Source organism: Candidatus Zixiibacteriota bacterium (genome assembly GCA_021159005.1).
Taxonomy (GTDB): domain Bacteria; phylum Zixibacteria; class MSB-5A5; order UBA10806; family 4484-95; genus JAGGSN01.
Window position 1 is genome coordinate 1 of record JAGGSN010000017.1, and the last position, 13,394, is coordinate 13,394.

Consider the following 13,394-nt stretch of genomic DNA (forward strand, 5'->3'; position numbering starts at 1 on the left):
TCCTGAAAAACTTTGGGATTGATATGGGTGAAGTTTTCTTCTCAGGAATACCTAGCTCCCCTTTGAACAGCTTTAGCTCGATATCATTCAGTTTCTGTTTGGCTAGGTTTTTGTCTCGGGTTCGTGCTGAAACTCGACATCGTTTCCCGTTAACATAATACACAACCCACCAAACTCCATTTCTTTTAAATAGAGATGCCATAAATATTACCCTTTCAAAGTAACAGCAGTGAGTGCGTTATCATTGTTTGTTATCCTCACCAAATGGTTTATATTCAAAATACCTTAACACGACCTTCTTCTCTGCCTGAAACTCACCGTTTATCATATAACCCTTCAGCCGTTTCTTTGGCTCGGGATGATTGATAAACTGATCGATGTTAGCAGGTGCTTTCCTGAACAAGCGGATAATATCCCGCCTGGTCCAGAAGGCCTCCTCCATCAGTTCATCAGGTGTTTTACGGCGAGGTCGTGGCATGTTAACATTCCATCTTTCTTATTCCACAATTACCAGCAGTTTTTTTATCCTTTTAAATAGCATGAGATAATGAGTTTAAATCTTGAAAAACGTAGGATCTAATCCAAATCTCTTTTATTATTTTATCATCTATGCCCTCGATTTTCCCATATATCTCATACATACCATCGCTAAAATCGGCTAATGCTAAAACAGATGCCCATTCATTTTGAGGATTAATTGGCTTGCAATCTAATACTTCAGAAATATCTTCATCAGCATCGCTTATTGTTATTACCGGTCCTTTCTTGATGACCGTTGCTACCTGTATCCAACTATCTTGCATAAAACTACTCCTTTTACTTACGCTTATTAAATCGACTATTATGTTACTTCCCGGCCGCAATGGAAAAAACGACCGGGAGGCTTCGGAACGCCACAAACGTTCCTATGTTTGACTGCTTGTTGGACTATCCTTTAATGCACGACCGAATTCGATATACAATTTATTGGCATCGACCAGATGCTCAAAAATGTCCCGTACATCTCCAATTAACCTCTCAAACGTTTTCCCAGCTTCGTCAATTTCATCAAGATTATGACCCTCGGCAATTAGATGAGATATATTCCCAATGATAATTGTCCATTCATGCAAGAATCCCCGGGTGAGTGATTCATAGTTTTTTAAATCATCCAATGACTTGAGTTTTTTGGCTGAATTGCTGAGTTCATCCAATCTGAAGAGGATGTAATCCGTGTAGATTCGAACTGAAAATTGCTTTTCACCATTTTCATCTACTATGGCATCAGCGTCAGTGAGGATGCTCAACGCCGCGTTTCGTTGCTTATTATCAAGCCGGAGTGCTTTAAAATGGTCTTCAACCGGTACCTGAAAATCACCTTTATCTTTCATTTTTATCACCTCATTCTGTTTTAAGTTTTTATTGTTGTCCTCCATCATTATTTAATCCTCCCGGCCGCGGAGGAACAACGGCCAGAGGGGTTTGAAACGACCTTACTTGTTATCTGTACTTTCTATTTTCGAATCCTTTGGATTGTGATAATCAGCAGGTGTTGGCGTGGATTGAAATAGAAGGTTATGGGCATGAATGAAATGTTCGAAAAGAGCTCTGAAATTAGCAGAAGCGAATTCATAATCTCGTTTAAATGTTATTCTCTTGTTAGGGCAACGGTCGGCATAACTCAATGTGACCAGATTGATAAAGCGGCGTCTATCATCGAAATAATCGTCTGTCTCGCGTACATAATCATATGCTTTAGCGTAAGTGCTATCTTTTTCAGCTTCTTTTTTGAGCTTTTCGAGATGTGACAATATGAAGCGGTCATATTCTTCCATATCAATGTAATCATGGTCGCCGTCAGTAACTATGGCGTTGGCTGGTGTTAACAATTCGAGAATCTTCTCACAGCCTTTGCCGCAAACGTCGTGGTGACCGAAGTAGTTGTACAAGAAGATCGGTTTTTGTTCTTTTGAATTTTTCACAATTTACTCCTTTAAGGTTTAGCCCGGCGCCGCGTTTAGCGGACACCGGGGTTTGATTGTTTACAGTTATTTACTAGCTGATTCACCTGTTGATTTATTTTCATCACTGGTTGAATCATCAGCCTTGTTATCTTCAGCTTCTTGAGCATCAAGCTCTGCTGAGCGTTGGGCGAGAAGCTGTTTCTGGCGCGCTTTCGCCTTTTTCAGGTTCTCCTTGTGAGTGAAGAGTTCATTTTTAAGCTTGCTGATTTCAGTGCGAAGGCTATCACGCTCATTATCGGATGAAGCACTCTTAAGGAGCGCCTGACTGGTCTTCAGTTTTCTCTCTTTAGAGCGGATGGACTCGGGCAACCTCTTGAGATTAGACTTGATGATGCCCATTTGATCGGTATCAGCCAGGGACTTACTGGACTTTTTGCGTTGGGACAATTGAGCAGCTGCTGATTTAAGAACATACTCGTCCCAGTCTTCTAAATAGACATGAGGATTGCCTGCAATTATGGAGCTTAATCCGTTTTTCAGAGCTTCTTCTGCTAGCTTTTTCGTGTCGGGGTAACCTCGTAGCTCAGCCAGCTGTTGAATTGTCAGAATTGTTTTAGTCTTTTTCAAAAGACCTCCAATCTTAAAATTTACAAATTTAGTTAACGAAAATGTTTATATCAGTATTCCTCCTTCCCAGCTATCCAGGTTGGTTGATCAACACCATCTGGAGCTGGATATTTAGGATTATCAAATTCTTAACCTGTGAATATTCACTATTACTCTTCTTTATCTCTTCAGTTTTCAATGATCTTATTTGATATATGGCAGGCAGGTTTTAAAGAAAGGGACCGTTGCTTCTAACTACACTGATGGCGCATTAAATCCTTTGATTCAATTGGATAATTTGGAATTAGATAATCTTAATCAAGGATTAGATGACTTTATTATTACTGCTGTTACCGGTATCGAAAAGGAAAAAAGAAAAATAGGAACTGACAAGGAGAATGTGACAGAAAGAGTCAAAACATTAATTAATAGCACTGGCATTGAAAGTTTTAAAAAGAATGAAATGATAAATAGGGCGCTTATAATCAAATTTGACCAATCTCAATACGGCAATCCTGAGTGGAATGAATTGATCTATGTGGATATTTTCAAAAACAGAGACCTAATGCTATCGGCTATTTTTCAAATGATATCCGGTGTGCTTAAACAAATAGCAGATGGCGAGCTTAATTCTATCGTAAAGGACCTCTCAATAAAATATCCCAATCATTCAAAATCGCGAGCTAATAGCTACCTGGCATGTATGATAATGATCGCAGAAAAGCTGATAGAAGGTTTTAATGATACTATAACTATTGACAAGCTAGTGAAAAAGTGGATTGAAACTCAAAATAATATATCGCTCGAAAATTCACGCGGCACTAATCCCATTATTCAACTGCTTGACTCTTTATTGAAAGATTACCAAATAGAAGAGGAAAAACAAGATTCTCTAAATTCCAAGAATACATTTATCAACCCCTATCCAGTTGATATCGGACCGGGGCAATATGGCATGATGGTAAAGGGGACTGCAAATGAACTTAATACAACCTTCTCAATTCTTGCGAAGAGAATCGGCACAAAAAACCCATTCTTGAACGCTCACCAATTAGCATCCAGGCTAAAAGATTCTGAGAAAATATTGGCAGATAATAATTGGACGTTTTCAACAGCCGAAGTTGGCTCCAGGAAGCGTATTTATACACTAATCAGGTGTGAAAGTGTGAAAGTCCAATTTAGGCTTTCACAGGGACTTTCACAGCAGTTAAGTAATTGTGATTCAGTAGGATAGGATGTTATAAGTGAAAGTGTGAAAGTATATTGAAATGTATATAGTATATAGAGAGAATATAAAGGTATATAATATTATATATATATAGGGGGTTATATAATCCCAAACACTTTCACACTTTCACACTTGGGAAGGTTAATAGCATACCAATTAATGACTTAACAGGTGTGAAACCCTATGTGAAAGTGGGTGTGAAAGTGAAACTACCCTACTACACTTTCACTCTACTTCTCTTTTCTAATACAGCAAACAATTTGCAGGAGATTTAAAAATGAAAAAGAAATTTATCAACGATCCGAGGCTGAAATTAAAAAAATTGCAACAGACCGATACCCGGCTGGATGAAAAAGATGCTCTGCCAAAAGAAGATGATACCAGTCCGGTTTTAAAAGAGATTCAAGAAATCGATCATCTTATTAACGAATCGTTTAAAAACAAGCGGTAAGGGTGGGTGGCTGCCAGGATGGCATGGAAATTGGAAAAACTATACGGGAATAACATTTAAGTCTTTTAATTTTAACCAAGTAATCTTTGCCAATAATGGCAGAGGTTCAACCAAAATTTAATAATGTTTATACTCAGAAAAGGTCAAACGTGCTTCATATCGAAAATTGAAGAACCTCATAAAATTTGGTACCATATCAATCTTGATATTCCACGCTATGGCGACGATTACGTCAGATCGAAGCTTGGAGTAACGGATTCCATTCAACAGCGTGACATTCGTATTGAATTCTATGAAGCTATCAGAAACAACAATATCCGAACCGACGAGCTGAAATATCATATCCTGAGACTTGATAAGACGGATTATGCATATTACACACACCAAGTGTATTCAAATGTCGTAACTGTATTCATAGAAAAAGGCCTATTTACACTTGATGAGCACTATCTGCAGGGAAATCCCTGGGCTATAATTTGCCAGAAAGACACCCCAGAGCAGATTCAGGCAAAGCTGTACGATCATCGTAAACGGTTCGGAGAGGTGATGCATAAGAAGCTACAAAAAATCTGTGGTTGGTAATCCGACCCCAAGCCCCTGTCATTATTGGTGGGGGCTTTTTTTATGATTAATTTTACATTTACTGACAGGTTCTGTCAGTAGTATCATTTATAAATATATCCAACGAATAAATAATGAAAAGACAATAATTTCTTTAGGTTACTATTTACCAAAGGTACAAAATCAGTAGCACAAGAATATTTTCATTCAAAATATTAATTAAATGTGTAAGCCATTACTAAATTGCTTAAAATAGTATTACTTCATTGAATTTCAATGGAAATATTTGTAGATTCTAAAGGTTATTAAATTAACTACAACTTTAAAATAGAGGAGGTATCATATGAAGGAATTCAAGTCGAATCATGAGTACTTTTCGCATAGTTCTATTAATAACAAAATAGCTCTTCTCAGTGAACATCTATCTGATGTTGCCAATCGCGCCTTTGACTATGCTGATACATTTAATGCCGCTGATGAAGCGAAGCTTGCAGGTTTACTGCATGACCTCGGGAAATACGGTGATCTTTTTCAAGAGCGCTTACGTAACCCACATAAAATACGTGGTATTGATCACTGGTCAGCCGGTGCCTGGAAAGCGTTAGAACAATTCAGGGAACATGGTGTAGCATCAGCTGTGGCTATTCAGGGACATCATATCGGTCTGCAAAAAGTTGATAAGTTAAGTCTGCGAGATTTAGATCCTAATAAGTTGAAAATAAACCATCCGCTAAGATTGCGCTTATCTGAACCTGATATCAACATGTTGCTTAAAAGGTTCAAAAAAGATGGGTTGGTTATTTCCTCAGCTTTATCGCAATCGATTTATGATTATAAAAATGCATTGAAAAATGAATCGACAATATCCGCCGCTGCTATGCTGGATATACGGATGTTATACTCGGCGCTTGTGGATGCAGATTTCATTGAAACCGAAGCGCACTTTAAAACTGATTCTAATGGCAATAAGAAATATAGAAAAATGGGACCTCCTCTTGAATCTGATAGAGCATTGTCAATTCTGAATCGTTATCTTGAAAATCTGAATGGCAATGTAAAATCATCTGAAGCAATTATGCTATTACGGAAAGACTTGCTCGAAACCTGTTTAAAGGCGGCATCATCACAGCCCGGATTATTTACCTTAACTGCGCCAACAGGAGCGGGCAAAACGCTAAGCATGATGGCTTTCGCGCTTAAGCATGCCAAAAAGTATAAGCTTCGCCGCATAGTGTTTGTCATACCTTATCTGAGTATTATCGAACAAACGGTTAATGTGTATAAGAAAATCTTTTCAGATTTTGAGAATGATTATATTCTTGAAAATCACAGTCTGGCCGGAACCAGAGGCAATAATCAATCTGAGAATAACGATAATAAAGATAGTGAAAATAAATACCAGCGCCAAAAAAACATCTTAGCGGAAAATTGGGACGCTCCCATAATTATTACGACCAGCGTTCAGATTTTAGAATCGCTATTTGCAAACAGACCGTCAGCATGCCGTAAACTTCACCGCTTGGCGAAAAGCGTTATTCTTTTCGATGAGGTACAAACGCTTCCGGTAGATTTAATTGTTCCAACATTAGCTGCACTATCCCGCTTAACCGAACGTTATAACTCAACCGTAGTATTTTCAACTGCTACTCAGCCGGCATTCGCGCATCTTGATGATGAGGTAAAAGCATTTTGTGCTGGTGGTTGGCAGCCTAATGAGATAGCGCCTGCAAAACTAAACCTGTTTAATCGAGTGAAACGCACTAAAGTTGAATGGCCTGAACTTGATCACAATATATCATGGGAGGAGCTTGCCGACCGGTTATCGAAAAATAAACAAGCGCTTTGTATAGTTAATATTAAGCGTCATGCTTACCGGCTCTATGACGAACTTATAGTTCACAATGTTGAAGGATTATTGCATCTATCAACGAGTATGTGCCCGTCTCATCGGCAAGATACGTTAAGAGAGGTGCATGCAAGACTTGAATCGAATAGCTCCTGCCTTTTAGTCTCGACCCAATGCGTTGAAGCAGGCGTAGATATTGATTTCCCCGTTGTTTACCGAGCTATGGGACCGCTGGATGCCATAGCCCAGGCGGCAGGTCGATGCAACCGCAATGGCAAGCTCGAAAACGGCAGCGTTAAAGTATTTTTGCCGGAAGTTGGTTCAAATGAAAGAGTTTATCCATCTGGAGATTATAGTCAAGCAGCTGATATAACTAAAATGCTTTTAAGGCAATATGGCGCTGATGGATTGGATATTGACAATCCCAAGCTATTCGAGGAGTACTATCGAAAGCTTTACATGTTTAAAAATATTGAAAATATGAGCAAAGATTTGACTAACGCAATCAAGCGTCAAGATTTTGTTGAAACATCAAAAGAGTATAGAGTCATCAAGCAAAATAGCATTAACGTTCTAGTACCGTACAATGAGGATATTTACAATCAGCTAAAAAAGGATGCGGAAACAAACGGTCTTAGCCGTGAATGGATTGCTAAAGCCAGACCTTATACTATCGGTTTATACCGACCAAGAGATAAAGACCCTATATGGGTTCATCTTGATCCGGTTCCAATCTATAGAAAAAAAGATAATAGAGATGACTGGTTTATTTATTTAGAAAAAGAAGACTATGATTTAAAGAAAGGTTTAAATCCGTCAACAAAGGACTATTCAATAATCTAAAAAAAGGAGGAAAATGAAAGCAAAAAATCAAGCCTTGGATGTCTGGGGTGATTTCGCTTGTTTCTCGCGGCCGGAGATGAAGGTCGAGAGATTCAGTTACCCGGTGATTACGCCATCGGCGGCGCGCGGTATCTATGATGCTATATACTGCAAGCCAACAGAGTTCAGGTGGCAAATCACGAAAATCGAGATTTTGAAGCCGCCCAGCTATATTGCCCTGCGGCGAAATGAGGTGAAGGATAAAATCTCAGAAAAAGCTCTTGTTAGCTATATGGATGGCAAAAAAGAACCCGAGCCAATTTTTGCAGACCTTAATGCAGATACTAAAGGCAGAACCCAACGCCAGACAATGGCGCTCAAAAACGTGCAATACCGTTTGCATGCTGAGATTCGTCCATGGGACGGATTCGAGAATAGGCTCAACGGTATGGAAGAACAATTTCGCCGTCGAGCTAAACATGGCAAATGTATCTACCAGCCATACTTTGGATGCCGGGAGTTTCCGGCATATTTCAATCTTGTTGATATAGACGCTCCGCCGCCTGAGTTGTCAGTCAGTGATATGGGCGATCTCGGCTGGATGCTTTACGATGTCTTTGATTTATCCCGACAGTATGACTCAAGGAATTGGCAAAAAGAAAACTTCAACCTGTCAATAAGTTTGTTTAAGCCGGAGATTAAGAACGGCGTATTGATGGTGCCTGATTATGAAAGCCCGGAGGTTTTCAAAGTTAGAGGAGGTGGTAGCTGATGCTGCATTTGCTTAAAGAATATGCTGAGAAACGTGGCTTAATATTCGGTCCGGGAATTAAAGAAAAAGATGTTCGGTGGTGTTTGAATTTTGATGCTGGCGGAAAATATTTAGGTCTTAGCGAGCTGGGAGATGCAAGTCTCAAAAAAAATCCCGGCCGCTCGTTTCAATGCCCTGACCTTAGTTTTACCGAGATGAAAGCAGGCGGTATAACCAAAAGTCATTTCCTTGTAGAGACCGCAGATGTCGTTGCTCTGTTTGGTAAAAAAGCTGATGATGCAAAAATTAAACTAAAACATTCTTACTTTATCAAACTCCTCAATAAAGCGAGTGATGCTATCTCTGGTTTATCGCTTATAGCTAATCAACTTGAAGATGAGAATATGTTAGAATCAATACGAAATGATATGGAATCTCGAAAAGTCAAATCCACTGATAAAGTTACATTTATGGTTGAAGATGAATTTTTAATTGAATCTAAAGCTTGGCTTGATTGGTGGCAGGATTTCAGAAAATCTTTGACTGCAGATAAATCATCCGGCAAATCCAAAAAGGAAACACCAGAGCTAAAAATGCGTAGCTTTCTATCTGGGGAATTGGTTGAACCTATTAAAGTATCCCCTAAAATAAATAAATTAAGCGATGTTGGCGGACAACCTGCAGGTGATGCTTTATGCAGTTTCAAGCAGGATTCCTTTTGTTCATTTGGTTTGCATCAAGCTGTTAATTCGGCAGTTTCGGAAGCAGAAGCCTATATTTATGCTGGCGCTCTTAATGATATCTTGAAAAAACATTCCACCCGTTTGGCCGGCACTAAAGTAGCGCATTGGTTCAAGGAAATAGTTGCCGATGAGAACGACCCGCTATCATGGCTTGAACAAGGCGCTGAAACCGATGAACTGAATGCTCAACATCGCGCGAAAGAACTGCTGAAAAGTATTCGCACTGGCAAACTGCCTGATATGCACGAAAACTTTTACTATGCTCTTACGCTTTCCGGAGCCAGCGGGCGGGTAATGGTGCGCGATTGGATGGAAGGGCAATTCGAAGAACTTGTTGAAAACATTAAACAATGGTTTTCAGATTTGGAGATTGTCAACAGACATGGCGACGGTTTAGCCAAACCGCCCAAATTTATGGCAGTACTCAGCGCAACTGTTCGCAAATTAGATGATTTGCCTGCGCCTTTTGTTGCTAAAATGTGGCGTTCTGCGGTTAAAAACGAACCTCTATCCGAAGATGCGCTTGCTCAAGCATTATTGCGAATGAGGGTAGATGTTATTGAAGACCAACCCGCCAATCATGCCCGTATGGGACTGTTAAAAGCATATCATATCAGAAAAAATAAAATTCAAGGAAAGGATTCTATGATGAAATGTTATCTCAATGAAGAACACCCCGAACCAGCTTACCATTGCGGTCGTCTGATGGCAGTATACGCTTCCCTTCAGCGCGCTGCTTTAGGCGATGTTGGCGCCGGCGTAATCCAGCGATATTATACTGCCGCCAGCGCAACTCCCGCGCTTATACTGGGACGAGTAGCCAACACAAGCCAACATCATATAAGCAAGCTCGACTCTAAAGGACTGGCGCATTGGTATGAAAATAAAATTGCCGGTATATGGTGTCAAATTAAAGATAATATTCCGGCAACATTAACGCTTGAAGAACAAAGCCTTTTTGCACTCGGCTTTTATCAGCAAATCGCTTCACGCGAACACAAAGATAATGAAAATAACAATCAAAATAACCAAAAGGAGACAAACTAATGAGCAATCCAATCAACAACCGCTATGAATTCATGTTTTTATTCGACTGCGAAAATGGCAATCCCAACGGCGATCCCGATGCCGGTAATGCCCCGCGTATCGACCCGCAAAATATGCGCGGATTGGTCTCAGATGTAGCTCTGAAACGCCGCGTCCGCAATTATGTCCAGACAGCTCGCGGAAACGAAATGCCCAACGCTATATTTATCGAGCATGCTACTAATGTTAATACATCAATTGCGCGCGCCCATGAAGAAGCCAACGACGGTTTCGATCTGACTAAAAGTCCTAACAAAGATAAAGTTGGTAAAGCTCGCAAGTGGATGTGTGAAAATTTCTATGATGTGCGCACTTTCGGCGCAGTCATGAGTACCGGTCCTAATGCCGGACAGGTTCGCGGACCTGTTCAGTTTGCTTTTGCCCAATCAGTAGACCCGGTATTACCACTTGATTTATCTATAACTCGTATGGCCGTTGCCGATAAAGTTACCGGCGCCAAATCCAGCGAAGATTATGAGAAATGGACAGCCGAACAACCAGAGGATAAGCTTCGCACTATTGGCAGAAAAACGCTAATCCCTTACGGTTTATACATCGCCAAGGGTTTTATCAGCGCGCATCTGGCTCAGGGTACTGGTTTCTCCGATGACGACCTAAGCCTATTCTGGGAGACTCTGCTCAATATGTACGAACACGATCGCTCGGCCAGTAAGGGCATCATGTCGGTGCGGGCGCCGATATTTGTATTTCAGCATATAGGCACCGATTCCGATGAAACTCAGCGCCTCCAACAGGCTAAACTTGGCTGTGCCCCGGCGCATAAGCTGTTTGACTTGGTAGAGGTTAATAAGCGCGATGGTATCGAAGCGCCGCGGTCTTTCTCCGATTATGAGGTTATCTTTCATAAAAGCAGAATCCCGACAGGTGTTAGGGTCGGCTTTATTATATACGGAGATGGCGGCAAGACTGAAATCAAATGGGATAATCCACCAGAAGATGCTACTCATATCAAATCAGATTAGAAAAGCAATTTAGTCATGAGCCAGCAATGTAATAAATTCACCGAGGATGACCTGCAGCCAATTTCGGCGCTTCAGCATCTCGCTTTCTGCGAACGTCAGTGGGGATTGATGTACTTAGAAAACATCTGGGCTGAAAATCGCTTGACCGCGGAGGGTACGAATCTTCATGAACGCGCCGACCTGCCTGAAACCGAATCACGAACTGATTTGAGGATAGCTCGAAGTCTGCGTTTGAGATCTCTTCGGTATGGACTTACAGGTATCGCCGATATTGTGGAATTCCAACTGTTGACTGGCGATGAATCGAAACAAGCCGGGGTTGTGCTCGAGAGCATCCCCGGCCGCTGGCAGCCTATGCCTGTTGAATACAAACGGGGGCGGCCTAAAATCAGCCGCTGCGATGAAGTCCAATTATGCGGTCAGGTTTTATGTCTTGAGGAAATGCTTAATATAGTCATCGAGACAGGGAAAATATTTTACGGTCAGCCGCGAAGGCGTCATGATGTAGCAATAGACAACTCGCTTCGAGCAGAAACATTTGCCTTAATCGATAAACTACATAAGTATGCCAAAAAAGGACAAACTCCAATTGCATCATATCACAAGAAATGTGAAAGTTGTTCGATAAAATCATTTTGCTTGCCTAAAGTTACTGGTTCAAAAAGCGTTCGAAAGTATCTTGCTCGAATAGTCGCTGAAATAAATAAAGGAAACGAGGTATAATGGATGAAACGAATCCTTAACACTTTATATGTAATGACTCAAGGCTCTTATTTATCGCGTAAAGGCGAGGCTGTTTTAATCAGTGTAGAACACGAGACTAAGCTTCATGTACCAATTCATACTCTGGAAGGTATCGTTTGTTTCGGACAGATAACTTGCTCTCCACCTATGCTTGGACTTTGCGCTGAACGCGGAGTTTCGGTTTCATTTTTAAGTGAATGGGGCAAGTTTTGGGCGCGAATTCAAGGTCCGGTAGCGGGAAACATCCTGCTTCGGAAAGCGCAATATCGATGTTCTGATAATAAGGCAATGTCTGTTGAGCCAGCTCGATCGGTAGTGATTGCCAAAATCGCCAATTGCCGAACGGCGATTTTGAGAGCGGCAAGAGATAGCTCTAATACAAATGATATTCAATCATTAAAGCAAGCATCGGATAGCTTGAAAAAAATTCTCGAAGATATGCCTAAGCAAATAGAGTTAGATACTGTACGCGGCAAAGAGGGTATGGCCGCACGGATATATTTCAGCGTGTTAGACCTTCAAATAAAAACACAAAAAGAAGAGTTCTTCTTTAAAGGACGAACTCGACGACCGCCCCTTGATAACTTTAACTCACTACTTTCTTTTTACTATACATTATTGGTTCATGACATAAGGTCAGCGCTTGATACAGTCGGGCTGGACCCAGCTGCTGGTTTCCTACATAGAGATAGACCTGGACGTCCGGGATTAGCGCTTGATTTGATGGAGGAATTGCGTCCTTATATTGCAGACCGCTTGGCTCTTGCGCTGGTAAACAGGAAACAGCTTAAGGGAACCGGCTTTCAAAAATCTGAAACAGGTGCTGTCGTTATGAATGAAAAAGCACGCAAAACTGTAATTAAGGCTTATCAAAATCGCAAGCAGGATGTTATTAATCACACATTCTTAGATGAAAAAATACATATCGGTTTGCTGCCGCATGTTCAGGCGATGCTCATGGCGCGTTTTCTTCGCGGCGATTTAGATGGGTATCCTCCCTTTATTTGGAAGTAGATAATATGATCGAATCATAGAGTTAAGATAAATTAGAAGGAGATTGATGATTGAGAAATTAGAAGCAATATGACAATAGAAACTGATAACGTAAAAATTGAAAGTAAGATATTATCATGTTAGTTCTGGTAACCTACGATGTAAATACTGAAACATCGGAAGGCAGAAAGCGGCTGCGTCATGTAGCAAAGATTTGTGAAAACTATGGTCAGCGAGTTCAATATTCGGTTTTTGAGTGCTTGGTTGATCCAGCGCAGTGGGTTGCTCTTCGCAGCAAGTTGGTGAAGAAAGTAAATAAAGAGACAGATAGTTTACGGTTTTACTTTCTGGGGAAGAATTGGAAACGCAGAGTTGAGCATTTTGGTGCTAAGTCGTCATATGACCCAGAAGGCCCGCTGATTATTTAGCGCGAACCTGAAGCGTACATAAATTTACCGGAATGTTCGCGAATGCTGAAAGTTGTTATTGTTTAAGGGAATAGGGAACAATGATAGAATTAAGGTGATAGAATTTTATGGATTTATTAAAGGTTCGCGGATTGCATCTTTTTACTTATTGTATTATAATTACTTAGAAGCTCCGCTGTCGCCCCCTTCACGGGGGCGTGGATTGAAAC

The 13,394-nt window shown here is 40.7% G+C and carries 16 protein-coding genes; 10 read left to right on the plus strand and 6 right to left on the minus strand.

Annotated features, from left to right (window positions below; all coding sequences use genetic code 11):
- The 6 genes from J7K40_01245 to J7K40_01270 all read right to left on the minus strand — a co-directional run.
- On the minus strand, positions 1 to 202 hold a 202-nt coding region (locus J7K40_01245), incomplete at its 3' end, for a hypothetical protein (GenBank protein ID MCD6161024.1).
- A gap of 39 nt (positions 203 to 241) precedes the next feature.
- Entirely contained in the window at positions 242 to 478 is a 237-nt protein-coding gene (locus J7K40_01250) for a hypothetical protein (protein MCD6161025.1), read from the minus strand.
- Between the two features lie 52 nt (positions 479 to 530).
- On the minus strand, positions 531 to 803 hold the full coding sequence (locus J7K40_01255) for a hypothetical protein (GenBank protein ID MCD6161026.1): 273 nt from the start codon (positions 801 to 803) through the stop codon (positions 531 to 533).
- Positions 804 to 905: 102 nt separating this feature from the next.
- Positions 906 to 1,418 (minus strand): hypothetical protein, encoded by a 513-nt coding sequence (locus J7K40_01260; protein ID MCD6161027.1) that lies wholly within the window; start codon positions 1,416 to 1,418, stop codon positions 906 to 908.
- Between the two features lie 54 nt (positions 1,419 to 1,472).
- Positions 1,473 to 1,961, minus strand: a complete 489-nt coding sequence (locus J7K40_01265) for a hypothetical protein (protein MCD6161028.1) — start codon at positions 1,959 to 1,961, stop codon at positions 1,473 to 1,475.
- A 66-nt stretch (positions 1,962 to 2,027) separates the two neighbouring features.
- Complete coding sequence (locus tag J7K40_01270) at positions 2,028 to 2,570, minus strand: hypothetical protein (GenBank protein MCD6161029.1); 543 nt, start codon at positions 2,568 to 2,570, stop codon at positions 2,028 to 2,030.
- Between the two features lie 187 nt (positions 2,571 to 2,757).
- Here J7K40_01270 and J7K40_01275 point away from each other — a divergent pair, with 187 nt between their 5' ends.
- The 10 genes from J7K40_01275 to cas2 all read left to right on the plus strand — a co-directional run bounded on the left by J7K40_01275 (position 2,758) and on the right by cas2 (position 13,185).
- Positions 2,758 to 3,783, plus strand: a complete 1,026-nt coding sequence (locus J7K40_01275) for a hypothetical protein (protein ID MCD6161030.1) — start codon at positions 2,758 to 2,760, stop codon at positions 3,781 to 3,783.
- Between the two features lie 271 nt (positions 3,784 to 4,054).
- A complete protein-coding gene (locus J7K40_01280) occupies positions 4,055 to 4,228 on the plus strand; it encodes a hypothetical protein (protein ID MCD6161031.1) in 174 nt (57 codons plus the stop codon).
- 123 nt (positions 4,229 to 4,351) lie between these two features.
- On the plus strand, positions 4,352 to 4,810 hold the full coding sequence (locus J7K40_01285; GenBank protein ID MCD6161032.1) for a hypothetical protein: 459 nt from the start codon (positions 4,352 to 4,354) through the stop codon (positions 4,808 to 4,810).
- 322 nt (positions 4,811 to 5,132) lie between these two features.
- Positions 5,133 to 7,478, plus strand: coding sequence for a CRISPR-associated helicase Cas3' (gene cas3 / locus J7K40_01290; protein MCD6161033.1), 2,346 nt, complete (start codon positions 5,133 to 5,135; stop codon positions 7,476 to 7,478).
- Between the two features lie 13 nt (positions 7,479 to 7,491).
- Positions 7,492 to 8,229 (plus strand): type I-C CRISPR-associated protein Cas5, encoded by a 738-nt coding sequence (gene cas5c / locus J7K40_01295; protein MCD6161034.1) that lies wholly within the window; start codon positions 7,492 to 7,494, stop codon positions 8,227 to 8,229.
- Positions 8,229 to 9,998 (plus strand): type I-C CRISPR-associated protein Cas8c/Csd1, encoded by a 1,770-nt coding sequence (gene cas8c / locus J7K40_01300; GenBank protein ID MCD6161035.1) that lies wholly within the window; start codon positions 8,229 to 8,231, stop codon positions 9,996 to 9,998. The genes cas5c and cas8c overlap by 1 nt, the downstream gene beginning before the upstream one ends.
- Positions 9,998 to 11,020 carry a type I-C CRISPR-associated protein Cas7/Csd2 gene (gene cas7c, locus J7K40_01305; GenBank protein MCD6161036.1) on the plus strand — a complete coding sequence of 341 codons (1,023 nt, stop codon included), beginning with the start codon at positions 9,998 to 10,000 and terminating at the stop codon, positions 11,018 to 11,020. Before cas8c ends, cas7c begins: the two co-directional genes overlap by 1 nt.
- A 15-nt stretch (positions 11,021 to 11,035) precedes the next feature.
- Complete coding sequence (gene cas4, locus J7K40_01310; GenBank protein ID MCD6161037.1) at positions 11,036 to 11,743, plus strand: CRISPR-associated protein Cas4; 708 nt, start codon at positions 11,036 to 11,038, stop codon at positions 11,741 to 11,743.
- Positions 11,744 to 11,746: 3 nt separating this feature from the next.
- Positions 11,747 to 12,778 carry a type I-C CRISPR-associated endonuclease Cas1 gene (gene cas1c / locus J7K40_01315; GenBank protein ID MCD6161038.1) on the plus strand — a complete coding sequence of 344 codons (1,032 nt, stop codon included), beginning with the start codon at positions 11,747 to 11,749 and terminating at the stop codon, positions 12,776 to 12,778.
- Between the two features lie 116 nt (positions 12,779 to 12,894).
- Complete coding sequence (cas2, locus tag J7K40_01320; GenBank protein ID MCD6161039.1) at positions 12,895 to 13,185, plus strand: CRISPR-associated endonuclease Cas2; 291 nt, start codon at positions 12,895 to 12,897, stop codon at positions 13,183 to 13,185.
- Positions 13,186 to 13,394: the final 209 nt, after the last annotated feature.

What these genes read in the sequence shown, in the direction of transcription:
- J7K40_01250 (MCD6161025.1), bottom strand. Translation starts at nt 478, where the DNA reads ATGCCACGACCTCGCCGTAAAACACCTGATGAACTGATGGAGGAGGCC.
- J7K40_01255 (MCD6161026.1), bottom strand. Translation starts at nt 803, where the DNA reads ATGCAAGATAGTTGGATACAGGTAGCAACGGTCATCAAGAAAGGACCG.
- J7K40_01260 (MCD6161027.1), bottom strand. Translation starts at nt 1,418, where the DNA reads ATGATGGAGGACAACAATAAAAACTTAAAACAGAATGAGGTGATAAAA.
- J7K40_01280 (MCD6161031.1), top strand. Translation starts at nt 4,055, where the DNA reads ATGAAAAAGAAATTTATCAACGATCCGAGGCTGAAATTAAAAAAATTG.
- J7K40_01285 (MCD6161032.1), top strand. Translation starts at nt 4,352, where the DNA reads ATGTTTATACTCAGAAAAGGTCAAACGTGCTTCATATCGAAAATTGAA.
- cas3 (MCD6161033.1), top strand. Translation starts at nt 5,133, where the DNA reads ATGAAGGAATTCAAGTCGAATCATGAGTACTTTTCGCATAGTTCTATT.
- cas5c (MCD6161034.1), top strand. Translation starts at nt 7,492, where the DNA reads ATGAAAGCAAAAAATCAAGCCTTGGATGTCTGGGGTGATTTCGCTTGT.
- cas8c (MCD6161035.1), top strand. Translation starts at nt 8,229, where the DNA reads ATGCTGCATTTGCTTAAAGAATATGCTGAGAAACGTGGCTTAATATTC.
- cas7c (MCD6161036.1), top strand. Translation starts at nt 9,998, where the DNA reads ATGAGCAATCCAATCAACAACCGCTATGAATTCATGTTTTTATTCGAC.
- cas4 (MCD6161037.1), top strand. Translation starts at nt 11,036, where the DNA reads ATGAGCCAGCAATGTAATAAATTCACCGAGGATGACCTGCAGCCAATT.
- cas1c (MCD6161038.1), top strand. Translation starts at nt 11,747, where the DNA reads ATGAAACGAATCCTTAACACTTTATATGTAATGACTCAAGGCTCTTAT.
- cas2 (MCD6161039.1), top strand. Translation starts at nt 12,895, where the DNA reads ATGTTAGTTCTGGTAACCTACGATGTAAATACTGAAACATCGGAAGGC.